Consider the following 21,415-nt stretch of genomic DNA (forward strand, 5'->3'; position numbering starts at 1 on the left):
GAATGGTTATGCAATTAGTAGTAGATAAAATCGCCAAAGCATTTGGCATTCATGAAATATTTAAAGATGTAAGCTTTATGGTGGAGCAGGGCGAGCATGTTGGCCTTGTCGGCGTCAACGGCAGCGGCAAGACGACGCTGCTGCGCTGCCTGCTGCAGCCTGAATGGGTTGACAGCGGTGCGGTAAAATTTGAACCCGGTATCAGCGTGGGCTATGTACAGCAGGGCTTTACCGATATCAGAGGTACTATCTGGCAGTTTATGCAGACAGCCTGCCCGGAAATCGGCAGCCTGCGCCAAAAGCTGGCACAGCTGGAGGCTGATTCCGGCAAGCTGCAGGGCGAAAAGCTCGACAGCTGCCTGGAGGAATACGGCCGCGTACTTAAACGTTACGAATTTATTGACGGTTATAATTACGAAAACCGCATTAAGCGTGTGCTTATCGGCCTTGGCTATACCGAGGACTGGTGGCAGCATGATGCGGCAACGCTGAGCGGCGGTCAAAAGACACGCCTGATGCTGGCGGCGGCACTGGTGCGTAATCCCGACTTCATGATTCTGGACGAACCGACAAACCATCTGGATATTGTAATGACGCAGTGGCTGGAAAAGTATCTGCAGGAATTTAAGGGCGGTCTGCTCGTTGTCAGCCATGACCGTGCCTTCCTCGATAATGTTGCTATGCGTATTCTGGAGATGGAAGGCGGCAAGCTGCAATCCTTTAAGGGCAATTACAGCCGCTATCTGGAGCAGAAGGCAATTCAGAGCAGCACACTGACTGCTGCCTACAATGCACAGCAGGATTATATTGCGCGTACGGAGGCTTATATCCGTCGCTTCAAGGCTGGCATCAAGAGCAAAATGGCGCGTGGCCGTCAATCAAAGCTCGACCGTCTGGAGCGTATTGATGCGCCGGTGCAGCACGAGGAGTTTGAACTGCGTTTGCCGCCGGCTGCCGAATGTGCGGACAGAGTGCTGATTATGGAGGACCTGACCATCGGCTACGGCGAGAAGGTATTGGCCAAGGGTATTAACCTGACGCTGCGCCGCGGCGAAAAGGCTGCGCTTTTGGGTGCCAATGGTACCGGTAAGACGACGCTGCTGCGTACTATCTTGGGTGAAATTGCACCGCTGAAGGGCAAGGCAAAGATTGGCAGCAGAGTGCAGATCGGTTATTTTTCGCAGAGCTATGAGCGATTAAACCCGGAGCAGACGCTGTTGGAAAACTTTGTTGTTGAATACGGCTTTACGGAAGAGCATACACGATCGATGCTTGGCGGTATGCTGTTCCACGGTGATGATGTGTTCAAAAAAATCGGCGAGCTGAGCGGTGGTCAGAAGGCACGTCTGGTGTTGCTGAAGCTGGTGCTGGACGGCGCCAACTGTCTGGTGCTTGACGAACCGACGAACCATCTGGATATTATGGCGCGCGAAGCGGTAGAGGCTGCTTTGGAGTCCTTTGACGGCACCGTACTGGTAGTCAGCCATGACCGTTATTTCGTCAATGAGGTTGCGGACCGCATCTGGGAAATTGAGGATTTAGAGGTTAAGGATTACAAGGGTAACTACGATTTTTACCTTGAAGAGAAGCAGAAAAAGGCTGCTGCTTTGGCGCAGGCACAGGAGGAAGCGGAAAAGGCTGCGGCCTATGCGGAGGCACAGGCCAAAAAGCAGCAACAGCAGGTTGCTGCTGTGCCGGCTAAAGCGAAAAAACAGGAGGATAAAAAGCGCCGTTACAGTCCTGATGAGGCTGCGCGGCTGCTGCCCAAGGTAGAGCTGCAGATTCGTGAGCAGGAGGCTATGATGGGCCTTTTGGAAAAGCAGATGGCCGACCCGGCAAATCATACCGATCCTGAGCATAGCGCAGCTATGGCAGCGGAGCATGATGAATATGAGCAGACCATTGACGAGCTGATGGAAAAATGGGAGCTGCTGATGGAAGCGGCGGAGGATGCCTGATGGACGATAAAAAGTATATGCAGCTGGCGCTGGCTGAAGCACGCAAGGCCGCAGAGCTTGGTGAAATTCCTATCGGCGCGGTGCTGGCGGACATGACAACGGGCGAAGTTATCGCCGCTGCGCACAATATGCGTGAAACGTGGCATGACGCAACGGCGCACGCTGAGGTCATCGTAATCCGCGAGGCCTGCGAGCGCCTGGGGCGCTGGCGTCTGAGCGGCTGTGCGCTTTACGTTACCGTTGAGCCATGCCCGATGTGCAGCGGTGCCATTGTCAACGGCCGTGTCGACCGCGTTGTTTATGGCTGCCCAGATGTGAAGGCCGGCGGTGCGGAATCCATTTTCAATATCATTACGAATCCTAATCTTAATCACTGCGCGGAGGTTGTCAGCGGCATCTGTGAGGAGGAATGCGCGCAGGTGATGCGCGACTTTTTCCGCCGTCGCCGTCAGGAAAACAAGGCGAAGCGCAAGAGTGAAGCCGGCGCGCCGCAGGAATAATTTCGGCAGGCAGTTGCCAAGACGAGATTTTTCTTATATAATATTAATGTTAACCTAATGCGAATATATTCGCGCCAACAGAATAATGGAGACGTAGCGAAGTGGTCATAACGCGGCTGACTCGAAATCAGTTTGCCGTTTGCGCGGCACGTGGGTTCGAATCCCACCGTCTCCGCCAACGAATTTCCTTCCCGCAGCTTATTTGGTTGCGGGATTTTTAGTGTGTAACATATTTATCATTTTGGTAGGTTTTATCGCCTATTAGTTAATTTCTTCTGCTTTTTGTTTGCCAAAGATGTCGCTAACTGTTAAAATGTCATACGAATGCTTTTGATTTTGGGGGATTATTATGACATCGGAAAAAATAATTGATATCTTAAAAAACGGTAAAATTCATCTGTCGTGCGAGCTGTTTCCGCCTAAGCAGGGCGCAGAGCTGCAAAACAGTCTGGAGATTGTCAACAAAATTGCAGCCAGCAAGCCGTCCTATATGAGCGTTACCTATGGCGCAGGCGGCAGCACGGTAGGCTATTCGGCAGCACTGGCAAAAAAAGTAGAGGATAACGGCATGCCGGCTCTGGCTCATCTGACTTGTGTAAAGGCTGATGAAGCAAAGCTGGCAGAGGTACTTGGACAGCTGCAGGGCTTTGGCGTAAAAAATATTCTGGCACTGCGCGGCGATATCCCGGCAGATATGCAGGGTGAGGAAATCGGCAGCTTTGCCCATGCCAGTGAGCTGATGCGTTTTGTGAAGCAGCAAGGCGATTTCTGCGTCGGCGGTGCTGCTTATCCCGAAGGCCATCCCGAATCCGGTTCTTTGGAACAGGATATAGAAAACACCAAGTATAAGGTAGATGCCGGCGTTGACTTTTTAGTGACGCAGATGTTTTTTGATAATACGATTTTATATAACTATATGTTCCGCCTGCTGCGTGCGGGCATCAATGTGCCGGTAGTGCCGGGTATTATGCCGGTGACGAATGCCAAGCAGATTATCCGTATCTGCCAGCTGAGCGGTACTAAGCTGCCGCCGCAGTTCCGTGCGATGGTAGAAAAATTTGCCGATAAGCCGGAGGCGCTGAAGCAGGCAGGTATCGCCTATGCTACCGGTCAGATTATTGATCTGATTGCCAACGGCTTTGATAATGTACATATCTATACGATGAACAAACCGGAAATTTTTGCCGGTATTATGAATAATCTCGGAGAGATTGTAGATAAATAGTCCTGCGCTATGGCGCAAAAGTCAGGTTGTTGTTATGGAATTTAAGCAAAAGGAAGCGCTGCGCTATCTGCGGGCCAAGCCGGGAGATAAGGCAGCAGAAATTTTAGTGGATACGGTTTATCTGAAGCTGCGCAATGAGGTGCAGGCGCGTTATATCCTGCAAAAGCATGCGATAACGGCAGATGAGGCAGGCGTAACGTTGGATTGCGGCGTGCGCTTTCATTCGCGTGCGTTGGCGCGTCATTTAAAGGGCTGCGACACAGTGCTGCTTATGGGTGCAACACTCGGCAGCAGGGTGGACGCAGCCATCCGCCGCCTTGCGCTTATCAGCGTTGCTGAAGGTGCGGCGGCTCAGGCTGTGGCAGCGGCGCTGATTGAAAGCTATTGCGATGAAGTGCAGGCGCAGGCTGAAACCGGCGGTCTGCTGCAACGTCCGCGCTTTTCGCCTGGTTACGGAGATTGGCCGCTGGAGGAGCAGCGTCAGCTGTTCGCTGTGCTGAACTGCGCCAAACGCATCGGCCTGACGCTGACGGACGGACTGATGATGGCTCCGTCCAAGTCGGTGACGGCAATCATCGGCTTATCGGAAGATGCTGCCTGCGTGCAGAATAAATGTATGACCTGCAGTAATATAAACTGTCCTTACAGAGATACTGATATTAAGAAAGTTTGAGGAGAAGATTTGATTTATGAATTTTAAGGAATTGTTAGGCAAGCAAATGCTGTTCTTTGATGGTGCCACCGGCACACAGCTGCAGGCACGCGGTCTGCAGCCGGGTGAGCTGCCCGAAAGCTGGAATTTTACACACCCCGATATTGTAGAGGCTGTGCATCGTAGTTATCTTGATGTAGGCTCCAATATCGTAAAATCCAATACCTTCGGCGCTAATCCGTTGAAGCTGGCAGGCTCCGGCCTGGACTGCAAGGAAACCATCGAAGCGGCTGTGGCGATTGCCAAGAAGGCCTGCGGTGGCAGGGAAAATAAATTTGTTGCGCTGAATTTGGGACCGACAGGCAAGCTGTTGGCTCCTTATGGCGATTTGCCTTTTGAAAAGGCAGTAGAAGCCTACGGCGAAATGGTACATTACGGCGCTGCTGCCGGTGCGGATCTGATTCTTATCGAAACGATGAGTGATACCTACGAAATCAAGGCTGCGGTTCTGGCATCTAAGGAAAACAGCGATTTGCCGATTTGTGTGACCATGACCTTTGATGAGGACGGCAAGCTGTTGACCGGTGCTACGGTTGAGGCTGCCGCTCTGATGTGCGAGGGACTGGGCGTAGATGCCATCGGCTTTAACTGCGGTTTGGGACCGGTGCAGGTGGGTAAATTATTTCCGCAGATGCTGGCGGCAACCAGCCTGCCGCTGATTATCAATCCGAATGCCGGACTGCCGGTGCAGCGTGACGGCAAAACTTGCTTTGATGTCGGCCCGGAGGAATATGCGGAGCTGATGTACGAGCTTGCAGGCAAGGGAGCAAGCATCGTCGGCGGCTGCTGCGGTACAACGCCGGAGCATATTGCGCAGATGATTGCCAAATGCAAAACTCTGCAACCCGGAGGTAAGCGCGATTGCCGTCTGACAGCGGTATCCTCCTACGGCAAGGCCGTGCATTTGGGCGAAGGTCCTATAATTATCGGCGAACGCATCAATCCTACAGGCAAAAAGCGTTTGAAGGAAGCATTGGTCAACAGCGACCTTGATTATGTGTGCCGCCTCGGTCTGGAGCAGATTGGCGTAGGCGCGCAGATTTTGGACGTTAACGTTGGTACGCCGGGCATTGACGAAGCGGCAATGGCCGCAAAGGCTGTGCCGGCGCTGCAGGCGATTACCGATACGCCGCTGCAGATTGATACATCTAATTACGAAGCAATGGAAAGAGCGTTACGCCTTTATAACGGCAAGCCGATGCTCAATTCCGTCAACGGCAAGGAGGACAGCCTGCAGCATGTGCTGCCGCTGGCTAAAAAATACGGCGCTGTGCTGGTTGCACTGTGTCTTGATGACAGCGGTATTCCTGCAACTGCCGCAGGACGTATTGCCGTGGCTGAAAAAATTATTGCCCGCGCGGCTGAATACGGCATTGAAAGCCGCAATATAGTTGTGGACCCGCTGGCACTGACGATTTCCACCGGTGCCGATAACGCGGCGATTGCCTGTGAGGTTATCCGCACGATGAAGGCACGCGGCATCAACACTGTTATGGGTGTTTCCAACATCTCCTTCGGTTTGCCCGGACGTGATGCTGTCAACAGCACCTTCTTCAGCATGGCGATGGCAGCAGGCCTTTCCTGTGGCATCATCAATCCGCAGAGCAAGCCGATGATGGATGCTTATTACGGTTATCGTGCGCTGGCAGGCTATGACGAGGGCTGCAAGGAATACGTGCAGCATTATGCAGATGCACCGAAGGCTGCAGCAACAACGGTAAGCGAAATGGGACTTTACGATGCCATTGTCAAAGGACTGCAGGGACCTGCGCGTCAGGCCGCAGCCAAGGCTCTGGAAAGCGAAAAGCCTTTGGATATCATTAACAAGTATATGATTCCTGCGCTTGATTTTGTCGGTCATGGCTTTGAAAAGAAAACTCTCTTCCTGCCGCAGCTTCTGATGAGCGCGGATGCGGCGAAGGCTGCCTTTGAGGTTATCCGCGAGGCTGTCGGCGTGGGTGAAACACAGGGAGAAACAGTGATTATTGCTACCGTCCACGGTGATATCCATGATATCGGCAAAAACATCGTTAAGGTACTGCTGGAAAACTACGGTTATCGCGTGCTTGACTTGGGCAAGGATGTGCCTGTGGAAGCAGTTGTGGAGGCAGCTAAGAAAACTGATGCCAAGGTTGTCGGTTTATCTGCATTGATGACAACGACAGTAGGCGCAATGGAAGAAACTATTGCTGCGTTGCATAATGAATGTGACTGTCAGGTTGTTGTCGGCGGTGCGGTGCTCACGCAGGAATACGCTGATACCATCGGTGCCGAGCATTATGCACCGAACGCTGTCAGTGCGGTAAACTACGTCAACGAAATCCTGGGCAAATAATTTATATACAGATAATTTGAGGACTATCATGCTTAGCGTGGTAGTCCTTTTTTACGTTGTTTCGACTTTGGGGTCTTTAAGCAGGAAAAACCGCTCCCTCCCAAGAATTAAACAAATATCACCATGAACGGAGGGATGCTGCATGAACATTTACGTTTGGCGACACAACAAAACATATCATAGCCACAGTATGATCGACGAGCCCTGCGTCAACAGCGAATTTTATCTCGATGCGATTGCTGTTGTGCTGGCGCATGATTTGGAAGAAGCGCTGACCAAGCTGGCGGAGGAAAATAAAGGCTGGCGCACGGAGGATCTTAGGCAGCTGCCGTGCAGCGTATATCCTGCAGATAAGGCGACAGTAATCTTTTCCGAGCTGCGCGGGATTATTCCGCATCTCTAAAAACAAAAAAAGCCCGAATTCCCACATGAAATGTATGTGAGAATTTGGGCTTTTGCTTTATCTGCTTACCAGATGCTTTTTAAAATCGGCAATAAAAGCGGTGCCAATATAGAGGTGCTGATGCCGGTAAGGGCAATCGCTACACCGCCGATAGCCAGCTGTACGGGGCTGACATTGGCGCAGACGCTGGTGCCGAGGCCGTGGCTGGAGGCGCCGATAGCGAGACCGGCAGCCAAATGGTTTTTGATTCCCATTAGACGCAGCAGCTTGTGATTAAAGGTTGAACCCAGCATGCCGGTAAAGATAACAGCAGCCGTAGTCAATGCCGGAATGCCGCCGATGGTTTTGGAAACGTCAATGGCGATTGGCGTGGTAATGGATTTGGGGATGAGCGAAAGCAGAACCTGCTCGCTGGTACCCATTGCCTTGCCGCAGAAGTAAACCACTATGATAGCCGAAAGCGTTGCCAGTGTAACGCCGCCGACAATAGCACCGGCCTTAGCCATGATGATTTCACGGTTCTTGTACAAAGGCAGGGCCAGAGCGATAGTTGCCGGTCCTAAAAGAAAGTTAATGAATTCCGCACCTGCTTCGTACTGCTTGTACTCTACGCCTGGCGCCAGAACGATGACGGCGATGACCAGAGGGCAGGCAATAACGAAGGGCGGAATAATATTCAGACTGAAGCGGTCGATGATGATTTCGCTGATAGCGTACAGAATAACCGTCAGACCGATGCCGAAGAGCGGTGAATTGAGTAAAACGTCAGGAAAAAGCATCATTGACTCTCCTTTCCTTTAAGCATTGCTTCGATAAAGAAGGCTGTGACAGCCAAAACAACAATGCTGCAGACGATAATGGTAACGGTAATGGGCAGCAGCTCAGCTTTGATAACATCTACATATAATATAACGCTGACGCCTGCCGGTAAAAACAGCATGCCCATTTTGGAAATCAGGATATCGCAGATGCCCTCGATGGAGCTTGCCGGAATAACGTTGCCGCAGAGAAGTGCCGTTAAAATCAGCATTCCCAAAAGAGCGGGCGGAAAGGGTACGCCGAGGGCGTTGATGATGAGCGTGGATACCCATTGCAAAAGCAGCAAAAAGGCAATACCGCGCAATAAGCTGGTGGGTGACATTTTGTTTCCTCCTCATAAAACATGACAAATAATATAATTATAGACCTGTTGGTGGAAGTACGCATAAAGGTCAAAACGGCCGGGGTTAGCCGATGGTCTTTGGGGTTAAGGGTACTTGGCCGACAGAACGACATGCTATTAATATTGCCACAAAGCTAACAATATGTCAACAAAATGATGGTAATTTTTCACTGAATTAACACAGAAAATCATTTGACTTTTTGACTTTTACTGATATAATAGCAATTAGAAAGTGAATAGTGGTCCGGAAATGGAAAAGAGTCAACTCCATTCGGTTATTGACCGCTATTGAACCTGATAGAAGGAGGTGCAGCGTGATGAATGAACGCTACAGTGAAGAGGTAAAGGCTATATTGGAGGCTGCTCAGCAGCAGGCAGTTATGAACTATCACCAGGAGCTGACAACGGCACATGTTCTGGCAGCATTGTGCGGCAGCGACGGCTTCTTTAAATATTTGCTGCAGAGCCTGCACATTGATGAAAATGCTTTCAGCAAGGATGCTAAGGCTTTAGTACAAAAAATCCCCGGAGTAAAAGGTCAGGACCGTCAGCTGATGATGGGTACCGGCTTTGCCAGAGTAATGGCTATTCTGGGACAAGGTAAGGAAGAAATCGGTATCGGCCAGCTGGTTGCGGCTATGGCAAGTGACGGTGACAGCGATGTAGTATCGCTCTTCCGTAAATATGGTATAGACAAGAAAAAAGTTGAGGCGGCATTTATGCAGTATCAAAATAGCGAAGCAAATGATGAAACTAAAAAGACGCTGGAAAAATACGGCCAGGATCTGACAGCAAAAGCTAAAGAAGGCAAGCTGGATCCGGTAATCGGCCGTGATGAGGAAATCCGTCGTACGATTGAAATCCTTTCGCGTCGTAAGAAAAATAACCCGGTGCTTATCGGTGAACCTGGCGTTGGTAAAACTGCCATCGTCGAAGGTCTGGCAAGACGTATTATTGCCGGCGATGTACCGGAAAGCTTGAAGAATAAAACTCTGTATGCTCTGGATCTGGCAGCTCTGGTTGCCGGTGCCAAATACCGTGGTGAATTCGAAGAGCGTTTGAAAAAGGTATTGAAGGCTGTCAGCGAAAGTGCCGGTCAGATTATCATGTTTATTGATGAGCTGCATACCGTTGTCGGTGCCGGTGCTGCCGAAGGCGCTATGGATGCAGGCAACATCCTGAAGCCGATGCTGGCACGTGGCGAGCTGCGCTGCATCGGTGCAACTACGCTGAACGAATACCGTAAGTATATTGAAAAGGACAGTGCGCTGGAGCGTCGTTTCCAGCCGGTAATGGTTAAGGAGCCGAGCGTTGAAGATACAATTTCCATCCTGCGTGGCCTGCGTGAACGCTATGAGGTACATCATGGCGTGCGCATTAAAGACGCTGCCCTGGTTGCTGCTGCTGTGCTTTCTAACCGTTATATCAATGACCGTTTCTTACCTGATAAGGCTATTGATCTGGTAGATGAGGCTGCTGCCCGTCTGCGTACCGAAATTGATTCGCTGCCGACCGAGCTGGATGAAAGCAAACGTCGTATCCTGCAGCTGGAAATCGAAGCTCAGGCTTTGGGCAAAGAGGAGGATGCTCAGTCCAAGGATCGTCTGGCTAAGCTGAACGAGGAGCTGGCAAAGCTGCGTAAGGACAATGACGAGCTTGTTAAACGCTGGGATGCAGAAAAGGCTTCTATTGCCCGCGTACGTGAGGTAAAGAAGGAAATTGATGCTGTGAAAAACCAGATGGAGCAGGCTGAGCGCGACTATGACCTGAATAAAATGGCTGAATTGAAATACGGTCGTTTGCCTGAGCTGCAGAAGGAATTGGCTGCTTTGTCCAAGAAGGATGAAAACGGCAATGACAATGTTATGCTCAAGGAAGAGGTTGACGAAGAGGATATCGCGAAGGTTGTCAGCACCTGGACCGGCATTCCTGTTGCCCGCTTAGGCACCGGTGAACGTGCTAAACTGGTTCACCTGGAGGAAATCCTGCACGAGCATGTTATTGGTCAGGACGAAGCTGTCAAGGCTGTCAGCGAAGCTGTTATCCGTGCGCGTGCCGGTATTAAGGATCCTAACCGTCCGATTGGCTCCTTTATCTTCCTTGGTCCTACCGGTGTCGGCAAAACCGAGCTGGCTAAGACCTTGGCAGAGGTGCTCTTTGATGATGAACGCAACATGGTGCGTATCGATATGAGCGAATACATGGAGAAGCACACTGTATCGCGTCTGATCGGTGCGCCTCCGGGATACGTCGGCTATGATGAAGGTGGTCAGCTGACCGAGGCTGTACGCCGTCATCCGTACAGCGTAATCCTGCTGGACGAAATCGAAAAGGCACATGCAGATGTCTTTAACGTATTGCTGCAGGTTCTGGACGACGGCCGTCTGACCGATGGTAAAGGCCGTATTGTTGACTTTAAGAATACCCTGATTATTATGACCAGTAACCTTGGCAGCAACGAGATTATGAAGGCGCAGGGCGCTATGGACAGAGAAAAGATTCAGCAGATGCTGATGAACTTCTTCCGTCCGGAATTCCTGAACCGTGTTGATGACATCGTTGTCTTCAAACCGCTGCAGGCAGAACAGATTAAGGAAATTGTTAAACTGGTACTGCGTGAGCTGGGTGACCGCCTGAACAAGCAGCTGGAGCTGACGCTTACTTATACTGACGAGGCTATTGCTTTCCTGGCAAAGGCCGGCTTTGATCCTGCCTTCGGTGCCCGTCCGTTGAAACGTCTGATTGTCCACACTGTTGAAAACATCCTGGGCAAGAAGATTGTTGCAGGCGAAATTAAAAATGGCGATAAGGTTGAGGTTGTATTGCTAAACGAGGCAATTGACGTTGTCGTAAAATAAAACAGCTTGGGGTTTACGCACCCTCTGCTGCCGTGAAAGCGGTGGCGGAGGGTGCTTTTTTCTAAAATATATAAATAGGCTTTTTATTGCGCAGCAGGTGGGGAAATGATACAATTAAAAGAGATGTTCAGTTATTGAGTTGCCAATGCATTATGTTTATAAAAAGAGGTGAGCAAAATGAAATATACATATGTAGAATTCGCTGATGGAACACTTGTTACTTTTAATGATATACGCAAGGACAAGAATGGTGAGCATATTGATGTTTATTTTGAACGTCCTGTAGATACCGGTTTTGACTATTTGCAGATTTCCTTGCCTGACTTAGATACAGCTTCTTTTGAGGGATACAGCGAGGCTGAAATAGAAGATTTGAAAGATTTTGCTGCTGATAATGCAGCCTTGATTTGGGAGATGGCACGCGAATTTTCGTATCTCAGAACAAAAAGAGGATCATTGAACAATGGAATAAGCACTTTGGAGTATGAGTTTTTAGCATCTGTCTGATGTCTGACAGGTGCTTTTTTCTTTGCCTCAAACTTTTTCCGAACGATTTTCTAAAAAACTGTTAAAAAGTTCACAGTTTATTTGACGTTTACGCGTTGGATTGGTATAATTAAAGTGAATTATTTAAGTGATTGAGAACCCGGGTTAGATTTTGCACAGGATTTCGAAACTGAACAGCTTTCTGCTTGGGTTTTGTTGTTTCTACAAGTAATTTTTGGGAGGTAGATTTCAATGAAAGTTGCAATTATCATGGGTAGTAATTCTGACTGGCCTATACTTGAGGCTGCAGAAAAAACTCTGAAGGAGTTTGGTGTTGAAACTGAAGTAGTTGTTGCTTCCGCTCACCGTACTCCGGACGTAGTACAGAACTTTGCTAAGGGTGCCCGTGACCGTGGCGTAGAGGTAATTATTGCCGCAGCCGGCGCAGCTGCTCATCTGGGTGGTTTCATCGCTGCCTTTACTACCGTTCCTGTCATCGGTATTCCTATTAACGCAACACCGTTGGCCGGTATGGACGCACTGCTGAGCTTTGTACAGATGCCTTCCGGTGTACCTGTTGCAACGATGGCTATCAATGGTTCCAAGAATGCTGCTTTGTTCGCAATTCAGATTCTTTCCGTAAAATATCCGGAGCTGGTAGAAAAACTGGCAGAGCATCGTGCAACAATGCGTGAAGAAGTAAGAGCTAAGGGTGAAAAACTGGCTTCTATGCGTGGCGTTCCTGCGCAGGAGTTCAAGGATTTACACCTGTAATAGTGAATAGTGAGTAGTGGATAGCGAATAGATACTGACCACTAATCACTAATAACTGACCACTAATAACTGATAACTAAAAACTAAAATTAAGGAGAAAAATTGTGGAGCAGATTTTCGAGGAGCAAAATTTTAGCGAGGACAAGCTGCATGAGGAGTGCGGCGTCTTTGGTATCTTCAGCCATAATGAGGATGTAGCACTCAACACCTATTGGGGCCTGTATGCGCTGCAGCATCGTGGCCAGGAAAGTACCGGTATTGTTGTTACTGACGGCGAGCGTATGAAAATTAAAAAAGGCATGGGCCTGGTTGCCGATGTCTTCAAGGATGGCGTTGCTGATTTGCAGGGTTATGCTGCTATCGGCCACGTACGTTATTCCACCACCGGTGCCAGCATGCCGTATAATATTCAGCCGCTGAAGGTTTATTTTGACGGCGGTAACCTGGCACTGAGCCACAACGGTAACCTGACTAATGCCGGTCAGCTGCGTGCTAACCTGGCTAAGGAAGGCGCAGTATTTAATACTACTGTTGACAGTGAGGTTGTATTGACCTTGATTGCCTACAGTGCACGTCCGACTATTGAAGAGCGTGTAGCAGAGGCTGTTAACCAGATTAAGGGCGCTTTTGCTATTCTGCTGTTGACTGATAATAAAATCATCGCTGTACGCGACCCCTACGGCTTCCGTCCGCTGGTGCTCGGTAAGATGGAAAACGGCTGGTGCGTTGCTTCCGAATCCTGTGCCTTTGACTTGGTTGGTGCAGAGCTGGTACGCGATGTTAAGCCCGGCGAAATGATTATTATCGACAGCGATAACTCCGAACCGCGCAGCATGATGTGGGCTGAAAACAAACCGGCAAAGCCTGCGCACTGCATTTTTGAATATGTTTACTTTGCTCGTAATGACAGTATCATCGACAACCAATCTGTATATGATGCACGTATCCAGATGGGACGCGAGCTGGCTAAGGAAACTCCTGATATTCATCCGGATATCGTTATTTCCGTTCCTGACAGTGGTACTCCGGCGGCAATCGGGTATGCTATGGAGGCCGGTGTTCCCTTCCTGGAAGGTCTCACCAAGAACCGTTATGTAGGCCGTACTTTTATTCAGCCGACGCAAAAGCAACGTGCTAATGCAGTACGTCTGAAGCTGAACCCGGTACGCAGCGTTGTAGAAGGCAAATCTGTTGTTATGGTCGATGATTCCATCGTTCGCGGCACTACCAGCGGCAAGATTGTTAAACTGCTGAAGGAGGCAGGCGCACGTGAAGTGCATGTATGCATTTCTTCTCCCCCGGTAACAGACAGCTGCTACTATGGTATTGATACCTCCGAGCGCAAAGAGCTGATTGCGGCACGTTGCACGGAAAATGAAATCTGCCGTTATATTGGGGCAGACAGTCTGCATTATATTTCTATGGATGGCATGAAACGTGCTATTGATAAAATTGATCCCGATGGTTTGTGCTGTGCCTGCTTCAGCGCTAAATACCCCGATAACGCAGATAGTGTAATCAAAGCAGAACCTGAAAGCATTATTGAATAACAGGAGGAAGGCTCATGAGCGAGGAAAAGAAACAACTTACTTATGCTGATGCCGGTGTAGATATTGATGCTGGTAATAAAGCAGTAGAATTAATGAAGGACAGCGTACGTGCTACTTACAGACCTGAGGTTATCGGTGATCTGGGCGGTTTTGGCGGCCTGTTTGCTTTAAACAGCGGCAAATACAAGGAGCCTGTGCTCGTCAGCGGTACTGACGGCGTAGGCACTAAGCTGAAGCTGGCTTTCATGGCTGATAAGCATGATACTATCGGTCAGGATGCTGTAGCAATGTGCGTTAACGATATCCTGGTACAAGGCGCAGAGCCCTTGTTCTTCCTGGATTACATTGCAGTAGATAAGGTTGATTCCCAAAAGGTTGCCAACATCGTTAAGGGTGTTGCCAATGCCTGCAAGGAAAGCGGCTGTGCTCTTATCGGCGGCGAAACTGCCGAAATGGCCGGTTTCTACTCCAAAGGCGAATACGATATCGCCGGCTTCTGTGTTGGCGTAGTTGAGAAGAGCAAAATGATTACCGGCGATAAGGTTAAGGCCGGCGACGTGCTTTTGGGCCTGCCCTCCAGCGGAGTGCATTCCAACGGCTTCTCCCTTGTACGTAAAATCTGCTTTGAGGCTATGGGTTATACCATGGACACCGAAGTTCCGGAATTTGGCTGCACTCTGGGCGAAAAGCTGTTGACTCCGACTCGTCTGTATCCGAAAACCTGCCTGCCGCTGATTGAAAAATTCGACCTGCACGGCATGGTGCACATCACCGGCGGCGGCTTCTATGATAATATTCCCCGCATTCTGCCCGAAGACTGCGATGCTGAGGTAAATGCCGAAGCTTGGGAAATTCCTGTTGTATTCAAAAAACTGCAGGAATGGGGCAATGTGCCTTGGGCTGAAATGTACCGCACCTTCAACATGGGCGTAGGCATGGTATTGGTTGTTGACCCGTCTGAGGCTGACGCTGTACGCGCTCACCTGAAGGCTGAGGGCGAAACCTTCTATGAGCTGGGTAAGGTTGTTCCCGGCCACAAAGAAACGATTATGAAAGGCGGCGTTTTCGGTGCATAAAATCGGCGTACTTGTAAGCGGTCGCGGCAGCAACCTGCAGGCAATTATGGACCGTATCGCTGATGGCTATCTGCCGCTGGAAATCGCGGTTGTAATCAGCGATAAGCCTGATGCTTTTGCTTTGGAGCGTGCGCAAAAGGCCGATATCAAAACCGTTGCCGTAGAGCGTAAGGCTTGCGCTTCCAAAGAAGAATTTGAAGCAAAAATCAACGCTGCTCTGGAGGCAGAGGGCTGTGAGCTGGTAGTTCTCGCAGGCTTCATGCGTATTCTGAGCGCTGATTTCGTAAATAAATGGCAGCATAAGATTATTAACATTCATCCGGCGCTGCTCCCGAGCTTCCCCGGTCTGCACGGCCAGAAGCAGGCTGTGGACTACGGCGTAAAATTCAGCGGCTGCACCGTTCATTTTGTCGATGCAGGCACTGACAGCGGCCCGATTATCCTGCAGAAGGTTGTTCCTGTTATGGATGACGACACCGAGGATACTTTAGCTGACCGCATTCTTGTGCAGGAGCATATTGCAATGCCGGAGGCTTTAAAGCTTTGGGCAGAAGGAAAGCTGACAATCGAAGGTAGAAAGGTAAAGGTTAAAGCATGAAAATTAAAAGAGCATTATTAAGCGTTAGTGATAAAACCGGCATTGTAGAGCTGGCAAAATTCCTGAGTGACAACGGTGTAGAAATTATTTCTACCGGCGGCACCATGAAGGCTATTAAGGAAGCAGGCATTCCTGTAACCTATGTAAGTGACGTAACCGGCTTCCCGGAAATCATGGACGGCCGTGTAAAAACCCTGAACCCGAAGATTCATGGTGCAATTTTGGCTGTACGCAGCAATCCGGAGCATATGAAGGCTTTGGCTGAGCATGACATCACCCCGATTGACCTGGTTGTAGTTAACCTTTATCCCTTCCGTGAAACTGTTGCCAAACCTGGCGTAACTGAGGCTGAGGCTATTGAAAACATTGATATCGGCGGTCCGGCAATGGTTCGTGCCAGCGCTAAAAACTTCAAGGACGTTGTTATCGTAACCTATCCGAGCCGTTACGAAGGCTTAATGGAAATGCTCGCCAAGGAAGGCGACGTTGATGCACGCACCCGTAAGGAGCTGGCACTGGAAGCCTTCACTCATACTGCTGAATACGATGCAATGATCAGCGAATATTTGAAGAAGCAACTGGAGAAATAACCATGAATATTTTATTAATCGGTGGCGGCGGCCGCGAACACGCTTTAGCGTGGAAGCTGGCGCAAAGCCCTAAGGTTGAAAAAATTTATGCTGCTCCCGGCAACCCGGGCATGGCACTGCTGCCTAAATGCGAATGCATTGCTCTGGATGTTGAAAATCTGGAGGGCGTAGCAGATTACGCTGAGGAAAAGAGCATTGACCTGACCGTTGTAGGTCCGGAAGCACCGCTTGTTGCAGGTCTTGCAGACGTTTGCAAGCGCCGCGGTCTGCCGGTGTTCGGTCCTTCTAAGGCTGCAGCGCAGCTGGAAGGCTCCAAGGCATTTTCCAAAGAGCTGATGGCAAAATACAATATTCCTACCGCTTTCTTCAAAATTTGCGAGGATATTGAAACTGCCAAGGCTTATGTTGAAGAAAAGGGCGCACCTATCGTAGTTAAGGCTGACGGTCTTGCAGCTGGCAAGGGTGTTGTTGTTGCAATGACTAAGCAGGAAGCACTTGATGCTATCGACGAAATGATGGCTGACCATAAATTCGGCAACGCAGGCGCACGCCTCGTTCTGGAAGAATACATGGAAGGCGAGGAGGCTTCTCTCCTGGCATTTACCGACGGCAAAACCATTGTGCCGATGATTGCTTCTCAGGACCACAAACGCGTATTTGACGGCGATGAGGGCCCCAACACCGGCGGTATGGGAACTTATGCTCCCGCTCCCGTTATGACCGACGTGCTGCGTTTAAAAGCAACTGAGCTGATTCTGAAGCCTGTTATCGCTGCTATGGCAGCAGAAGGCATGCCTTATCAGGGCTGTCTCTATGCAGGCCTGATGATCAAGGGCGACAGCGTGAAGGTTGTAGAATTCAACTGCCGCTTCGGTGACCCTGAGACTCAGGTAGTACTGCCTTTGCTTGACGGTGACCTGGCTGAGATTATGTTGGCCTGCGCTACCGGTACTCTGGATCAGGTAGACTTTGGTTGGTATGACAAGGCTGCAGTTTGCGTAGTAATGGCTTCCGGCGGTTATCCCGAAAGTTATGCTAAAGGACTGGAAATCACCGGTCTGGCTGACGCTGCTGCTGATACAGACGTTGTTGTATTCCACGCAGGTACAAAGGCTGACGGCGCCAAGGTTCTTACCAACGGCGGACGTGTATTGGGTGTAACTGCTGTGGACGCCAATATTAAGGCTGCACGCGACCGTGCCTATGCTGCTGTAGAAAAAATTAATTTTGATGGCGCTTTTTGCAGAAAAGATATTGCATGGAGAGCCTTAAAGAGGTAAAATAGGTAAAATACCTACTCGGACTGCAGAAAAGCAATTATTTACTCAGTAATTCTGTTACAAAGTGTAATTTGCTTTGGCTGTGGTAAAAAAAATAATTAAGAAAAGGATGATGAAAGAATGGCTTTTTATTATGATGAACCTGCTCACACATTTAGTGAGTACCTGTTAGTTCCCGGTTATTCCTCTGAAAAATGTATCCCCGCCAATGTAGACCTGCGTACGCCGCTGGTTAAATACAAAAAAGGTGAAGAACCGGCAATTACTATGAACATCCCGATGGTTTCTGCTATCATGCAGGCTGTTTCCGGCGAAAAGCTGGCTGTAGCTCTTTCCAAAGAGGGCGGCATTTCTTTCATCTATGGTTCTCAATCCGTAGAAGACGAGGCTGCTATGGTTGCTCGCGTTAAAGGCTATCGTGCAGGCTTTGTAAGCAGCGATTCCAACATCCGTCCGGACAGCACTCTGGCTGATATCCTGGCACTGAAGGAACGCACCGGTCACTCCACCGTTGCTGTTACCAGCGATGGTACTGCAAACGGCAAGCTGGAAGGCATTGTTACCAGCCGTGACTATCGTCCGAGCCGCATGTCCCTGGACGTTAAGGTTCGTGACTTCATGACTCCGATTGACAAAATGGTTTATGCTCCGAAGGATACCACCCTGCAACAGGCTAATGATATCATCTGGGAGAAAAAACTCAACACTCTGCCTATCGTTGACGACGACGGTCGTATGCTGTACATGGTATTCCGTAAAGACTATGCAACTCATAAGGAATATCCGTTAGAGCTGCTGGACAGCAAAAAACGCCACATCGTTGGTGCTGGTATCAACACCCGCGACTACGCTGAGCGTGTTCCTGCATTGATTGATGCAGGCGTTGACGTACTCTGCATTGACTCCTCCGAAGGCTACAGCGCATGGCAGAAAATCACTCTGGACTGGATCCGTGAGCACTACGGTGACAGTGTTAAGGTTGGCGCAGGCAACGTAGTTGACGCTGAAGGCTTCCGCTTCCTGGCTGACGCTGGCGCTGACTTCATTAAAGTTGGTATCGGCGGCGGTTCTATCTGCATCACCCGTGAGCAAAAAGGTATCGGCCGTGGCCAGGCAACTGCTCTGATTGATGTTTGCAAGGCTCGTGACGAATACTTCGAAGAAACCGGCGTATATATTCCGGTATGCTCCGACGGCGGTATCGTTTATGACTACCATATGACTCTGGCTTTGGCTATGGGAGCTGACTTCATGATGCTGGGCCGTTACTTCGCTCGTTTCGACGAAAGCCCGACCAACAAGGTTAACGTTAACGGCACCTACATGAAGGAATACTGGGGTGAAGGCTCCAGCCGTGCACGTAACTGGCAGCGCTATGATATGGGCGGCGCAGCTAAGCTGTCCTTCGAAGAAGGCGTTGACTCCTACGTTCCGTATGCAGGCAGCCTGAAGGACAACGTAAACCTGACTCTGGCTAAGGTTCGTTCCACCATGTGCAACTGCGGTGCTCTGAACATCCGCGAGCTGCAGGAGAAGGCTAAACTGACTCTTGTTTCCGCAACCAGCCTGGTTGAAGGTGGCGCACATGACGTTATGCTGAAAGAAAACTCCAACAGCAACTATCCTAAATAATTAAATAAACGTACTATAAAGACTGCTGCAGTCCGCTTGCCTCTTCTTGTTGAAGAGACTGACGGAGGCAGCAGTTTTTGTTTACCAAAGGTAGTGATGGAAGGTTAAAATTTACAAATGAAACAAGCCGTGTCAACGGCTTGCAAGGGAAAGTGCTCGATGCACTTTTGCTTGACTGGGGGGGACAAGGTGTTATACTTAGATTAAGTTAACATTAAAAGTTAAAAGTTAAAAATTGACCTGAAAGTTTAAAAGGATGGACCTTGTATGAAGAATTTATAAATGCTTTGAGGGGATGTGGTTAAAATTTTACAGACAATCAGTTAAATGATTAGTCTGTTTTTTTCTTTTAAAGCTATTTTGATGAATGGAGTGTTAACAATGAAAAAATTATTGATGTTGGTGATATTTATAATCATCAGCAGTATTTTGAGTGGCTGTGGTGGTGGAACTTCACCTAATAATCGTAACGTTCAAAAACCAACAAAAGTAACGCAAGCAAAATCAGATTCTATTGATGTAGCAGTTTATCTTGATGGAACGTATTCGATGAGTGGTTACGTTAACTATCCGTCTGCTACAGTGTATAGTGATGGCTTGAAAAAAATTGAACGCACAGTTACCAGTACATGGAAGCAGGAAAAAGTACAGTATGTTAAATTTGGCGATAGCTTACAGAATCTCAGTAGGGAGCAATTTTTGCAATCTAATAATGTAGGTTTTTACCAGGAAAATGATACGAGCTTACAGACAGTAATCGCAGCTATGGATCCGAAAAAGCTGAATATCTTGGTTACGGATTTGTTTCAAACAAATCAGGATATTGACAGCTTGATTATTGCCTTAAAAAAAGCTTGTTTTGCTGATAGTAGTAAAGGTATGGCTTTAATAGGTGTAAAAAGCCAGTTCAATGGCAATATTTATGATATTGGCAAGAGTGGTGCAGCATTCAATTACACCAGTAAGGAAGATATAGCTTCATATAGGCCTTTTTATCTTTTAGTTATGGGTAAGGAAGCAGATGTAAGAGCTTTTACTGAAAGCTATAGCAAAAGCTTTAATGACGCTAAACTTTTAAAGGTGGCTATGTTCTCTAAAAATATTGGTAATAATGTAAAGCTTTTGCCTGGCAAGACGGTGAAGAATAACAAAAAAGAAAAGCTGGCGAGCATGGCGCAGATTTCCACATTGCTTGGTAGTAACAGTGATATTCTACAATATCGTTTGAAGCTTGATGAAAAACAATCAGGCTTTAATGCGACAATGATAGCAGAAGATGTTATTGGCAGTTGCCCGGAAAGTTATAAGAACTTTACTTGTAAGGTTGAAAAATGGCAGCAACAGCAGGGAAAAAAGCAAGAAGTTGGTTTTGTTGATAAGCTGATGGGTAAGAGTAGCAAAACAGAAAATGGCGCTACTTTTGAAGAAGTTCCCGCAAAGGATTTCGTAGAGATTATGGCTGGTAATTCCGGATTGCGTGGAACAGATGCTAATGTAGATATGCTGTTTAAGTTTAATCCTTTGGGTATTAGAAAAGCAGAAGGCAAATATCGCTTAAATATAGCTGTTTTACCGGGAAAGGAAGAATATTTGGCAAGCAATTCTGCTTTTAAAGAATGGAATTTTGGCGATGATATCGCCACTGATTCGGCAAAATTACAAACTATAGGCGGTAAAACATTAAATGTAGACAGTTTTGTCAAGATGGTTGCTTCATTGAATTATGAGATGAATAAGCCGGGCTTCTATGATGTATATATTTATTTGGAAGCTTTAAAATAAAATTTTACTATTAAAGGAGAGGTTAAAAAATGAATTGGGGTAAATTTTTGGTTGGAGCATTTGTACTGTTTATTGTTTTTTGGTTATTATTATTCTTTGGCTATGGTAACTTGGTGTTGGCTGACAGTGTTGTACCAGTAGAGGGTATGGAGGTAGATGAATGGCTGGCAGGCTTTAGATTGTGCGGTGGCATTAGTGGCATTCTTGGCTTTATTTGTGCGGCAATCTGGTTCTATATAGGCGATGGCTTTGCGGGTGAAAGTGGCATTTCTGTAAAGTATTATGGATTGTTAATTGTTTCTTTCGTTTTTGGTGTTGCAGCAAACTTTTTGTTCCTTCCTGCTTCACAAGAAGGAAGTGGCTGGGCTAGCTTATTTGTAATCATCTTTCCTATGCTTTTGTACTATCTTTCTTCTTTGATTGTTAGTGCACCGCAGGTTAAGTATATTCCGCCTCTGGGTGAAGTTATACATAAATAATATGGAGGATTAGTT

Annotated in this window: 19 protein-coding genes and 1 tRNA gene; 18 read left to right on the forward strand and 2 right to left on the reverse strand. The window is 48.4% G+C overall.

All coding sequences use genetic code 11. From position 1 onward, the window contains the following. Positions 1-8 precede the first annotated feature (8 nt). The 7 genes from abc-f to Q0612_RS03740 all read left to right on the forward strand — a co-directional run bounded on the left by abc-f (position 9) and on the right by Q0612_RS03740 (position 7,133). A complete protein-coding gene (gene abc-f / locus Q0612_RS03710; RefSeq protein ID WP_298880922.1) occupies positions 9-1,958 on the forward strand; it encodes a ribosomal protection-like ABC-F family protein in 1,950 nt (649 codons plus the stop codon). Further along, positions 1,958-2,458 (forward strand): tRNA adenosine(34) deaminase TadA, encoded by a 501-nt coding sequence (tadA, locus tag Q0612_RS03715; RefSeq protein WP_298880924.1) that lies wholly within the window; start codon positions 1,958-1,960, stop codon positions 2,456-2,458. Before abc-f ends, tadA begins: the two co-directional genes overlap by 1 nt. 87 nt (positions 2,459-2,545) lie before the next feature. Beyond that, a tRNA-Ser gene (locus Q0612_RS03720) sits at positions 2,546-2,636 on the forward strand. A gap of 171 nt (positions 2,637-2,807) precedes the next feature. Next, positions 2,808-3,683, forward strand: coding sequence for a methylenetetrahydrofolate reductase (locus Q0612_RS03725; RefSeq protein ID WP_298880926.1), 876 nt, complete (start codon positions 2,808-2,810; stop codon positions 3,681-3,683). Between the two features lie 34 nt (positions 3,684-3,717). Further along, the gene (locus Q0612_RS03730) at positions 3,718-4,356 is read left to right on the forward strand and encodes a vitamin B12 dependent-methionine synthase activation domain-containing protein (RefSeq protein WP_293811758.1); all 639 of its coding nucleotides are present in this window, start codon (positions 3,718-3,720) and stop codon (positions 4,354-4,356) included. A gap of 16 nt (positions 4,357-4,372) precedes the next feature. After that, positions 4,373-6,730, forward strand: coding sequence for a homocysteine S-methyltransferase family protein (locus tag Q0612_RS03735; protein ID WP_298880934.1), 2,358 nt, complete (start codon positions 4,373-4,375; stop codon positions 6,728-6,730). 142 nt (positions 6,731-6,872) lie between these two features. Then, positions 6,873-7,133, forward strand: coding sequence for a hypothetical protein (locus tag Q0612_RS03740; RefSeq protein WP_298880937.1), 261 nt, complete (start codon positions 6,873-6,875; stop codon positions 7,131-7,133). Positions 7,134-7,198: 65 nt separating this feature from the next. On the opposite strand, the gene Q0612_RS03745 is transcribed toward Q0612_RS03740, so the two are convergent. Together Q0612_RS03745 and Q0612_RS03750 are read right to left on the reverse strand one after the other, a co-directional pair. After that, positions 7,199-7,915: an LrgB family protein gene (locus Q0612_RS03745; RefSeq protein WP_298880940.1), complete on the reverse strand. Its 717-nt coding sequence runs from the start codon at positions 7,913-7,915 to the stop codon at positions 7,199-7,201. Further along, entirely contained in the window at positions 7,912-8,274 is a 363-nt protein-coding gene (locus Q0612_RS03750; protein ID WP_021720291.1) for a CidA/LrgA family protein, read from the reverse strand. Before Q0612_RS03750 ends, Q0612_RS03745 begins: the two co-directional genes overlap by 4 nt. Positions 8,275-8,612: 338 nt before the next feature. Between Q0612_RS03750 and clpB the strand changes: the two genes are divergently transcribed. The 11 genes from clpB (at position 8,613) to Q0612_RS03805 (ending at position 21,400) form a co-directional block, all read left to right on the forward strand. Then, entirely contained in the window at positions 8,613-11,153 is a 2,541-nt protein-coding gene (gene clpB, locus Q0612_RS03755; RefSeq protein WP_298880944.1) for an ATP-dependent chaperone ClpB, read from the forward strand. 177 nt (positions 11,154-11,330) lie between these two features. Further along, the gene (locus tag Q0612_RS03760; RefSeq protein ID WP_298880946.1) at positions 11,331-11,660 is read left to right on the forward strand and encodes a hypothetical protein; all 330 of its coding nucleotides are present in this window, start codon (positions 11,331-11,333) and stop codon (positions 11,658-11,660) included. Positions 11,661-11,891: 231 nt separating this feature from the next. Continuing rightward, positions 11,892-12,413: a 5-(carboxyamino)imidazole ribonucleotide mutase gene (gene purE, locus Q0612_RS03765; RefSeq protein WP_293830044.1), complete on the forward strand. Its 522-nt coding sequence runs from the start codon at positions 11,892-11,894 to the stop codon at positions 12,411-12,413. Between the two features lie 104 nt (positions 12,414-12,517). Then, positions 12,518-13,963, forward strand: coding sequence for an amidophosphoribosyltransferase (gene purF / locus Q0612_RS03770; RefSeq protein ID WP_210683808.1), 1,446 nt, complete (start codon positions 12,518-12,520; stop codon positions 13,961-13,963). A gap of 14 nt (positions 13,964-13,977) precedes the next feature. Continuing rightward, positions 13,978-15,039, forward strand: coding sequence for a phosphoribosylformylglycinamidine cyclo-ligase (gene purM / locus Q0612_RS03775; RefSeq protein ID WP_298880953.1), 1,062 nt, complete (start codon positions 13,978-13,980; stop codon positions 15,037-15,039). Continuing rightward, entirely contained in the window at positions 15,032-15,637 is a 606-nt protein-coding gene (purN, locus tag Q0612_RS03780; protein ID WP_009146065.1) for a phosphoribosylglycinamide formyltransferase, read from the forward strand. Before purM ends, purN begins: the two co-directional genes overlap by 8 nt. Then, entirely contained in the window at positions 15,634-16,227 is a 594-nt protein-coding gene (locus Q0612_RS03785; RefSeq protein ID WP_021720286.1) for an mGS-like domain protein, read from the forward strand. Before purN ends, Q0612_RS03785 begins: the two co-directional genes overlap by 4 nt. Before the next feature lie 2 nt (positions 16,228-16,229). Next, positions 16,230-17,507, forward strand: a complete 1,278-nt coding sequence (gene purD / locus Q0612_RS03790; RefSeq protein ID WP_298880957.1) for a phosphoribosylamine--glycine ligase — start codon at positions 16,230-16,232, stop codon at positions 17,505-17,507. Between the two features lie 120 nt (positions 17,508-17,627). After that, complete coding sequence (locus Q0612_RS03795) at positions 17,628-19,139, forward strand: IMP dehydrogenase (RefSeq protein ID WP_293830039.1); 1,512 nt, start codon at positions 17,628-17,630, stop codon at positions 19,137-19,139. A gap of 381 nt (positions 19,140-19,520) precedes the next feature. Next, positions 19,521-20,921, forward strand: a complete 1,401-nt coding sequence (locus Q0612_RS03800; RefSeq protein ID WP_298880961.1) for a hypothetical protein — start codon at positions 19,521-19,523, stop codon at positions 20,919-20,921. A 29-nt stretch (positions 20,922-20,950) separates the two neighbouring features. Then, positions 20,951-21,400, forward strand: a complete 450-nt coding sequence (locus Q0612_RS03805) for a hypothetical protein (protein ID WP_298880964.1) — start codon at positions 20,951-20,953, stop codon at positions 21,398-21,400. The last annotated feature ends 15 nt before the right edge of the window (positions 21,401-21,415 follow it).

This window comes from uncultured Phascolarctobacterium sp. (genome assembly GCF_937920985.1).
In the GTDB taxonomy this organism is placed as follows: domain Bacteria; phylum Bacillota; class Negativicutes; order Acidaminococcales; family Acidaminococcaceae; genus Phascolarctobacterium_A.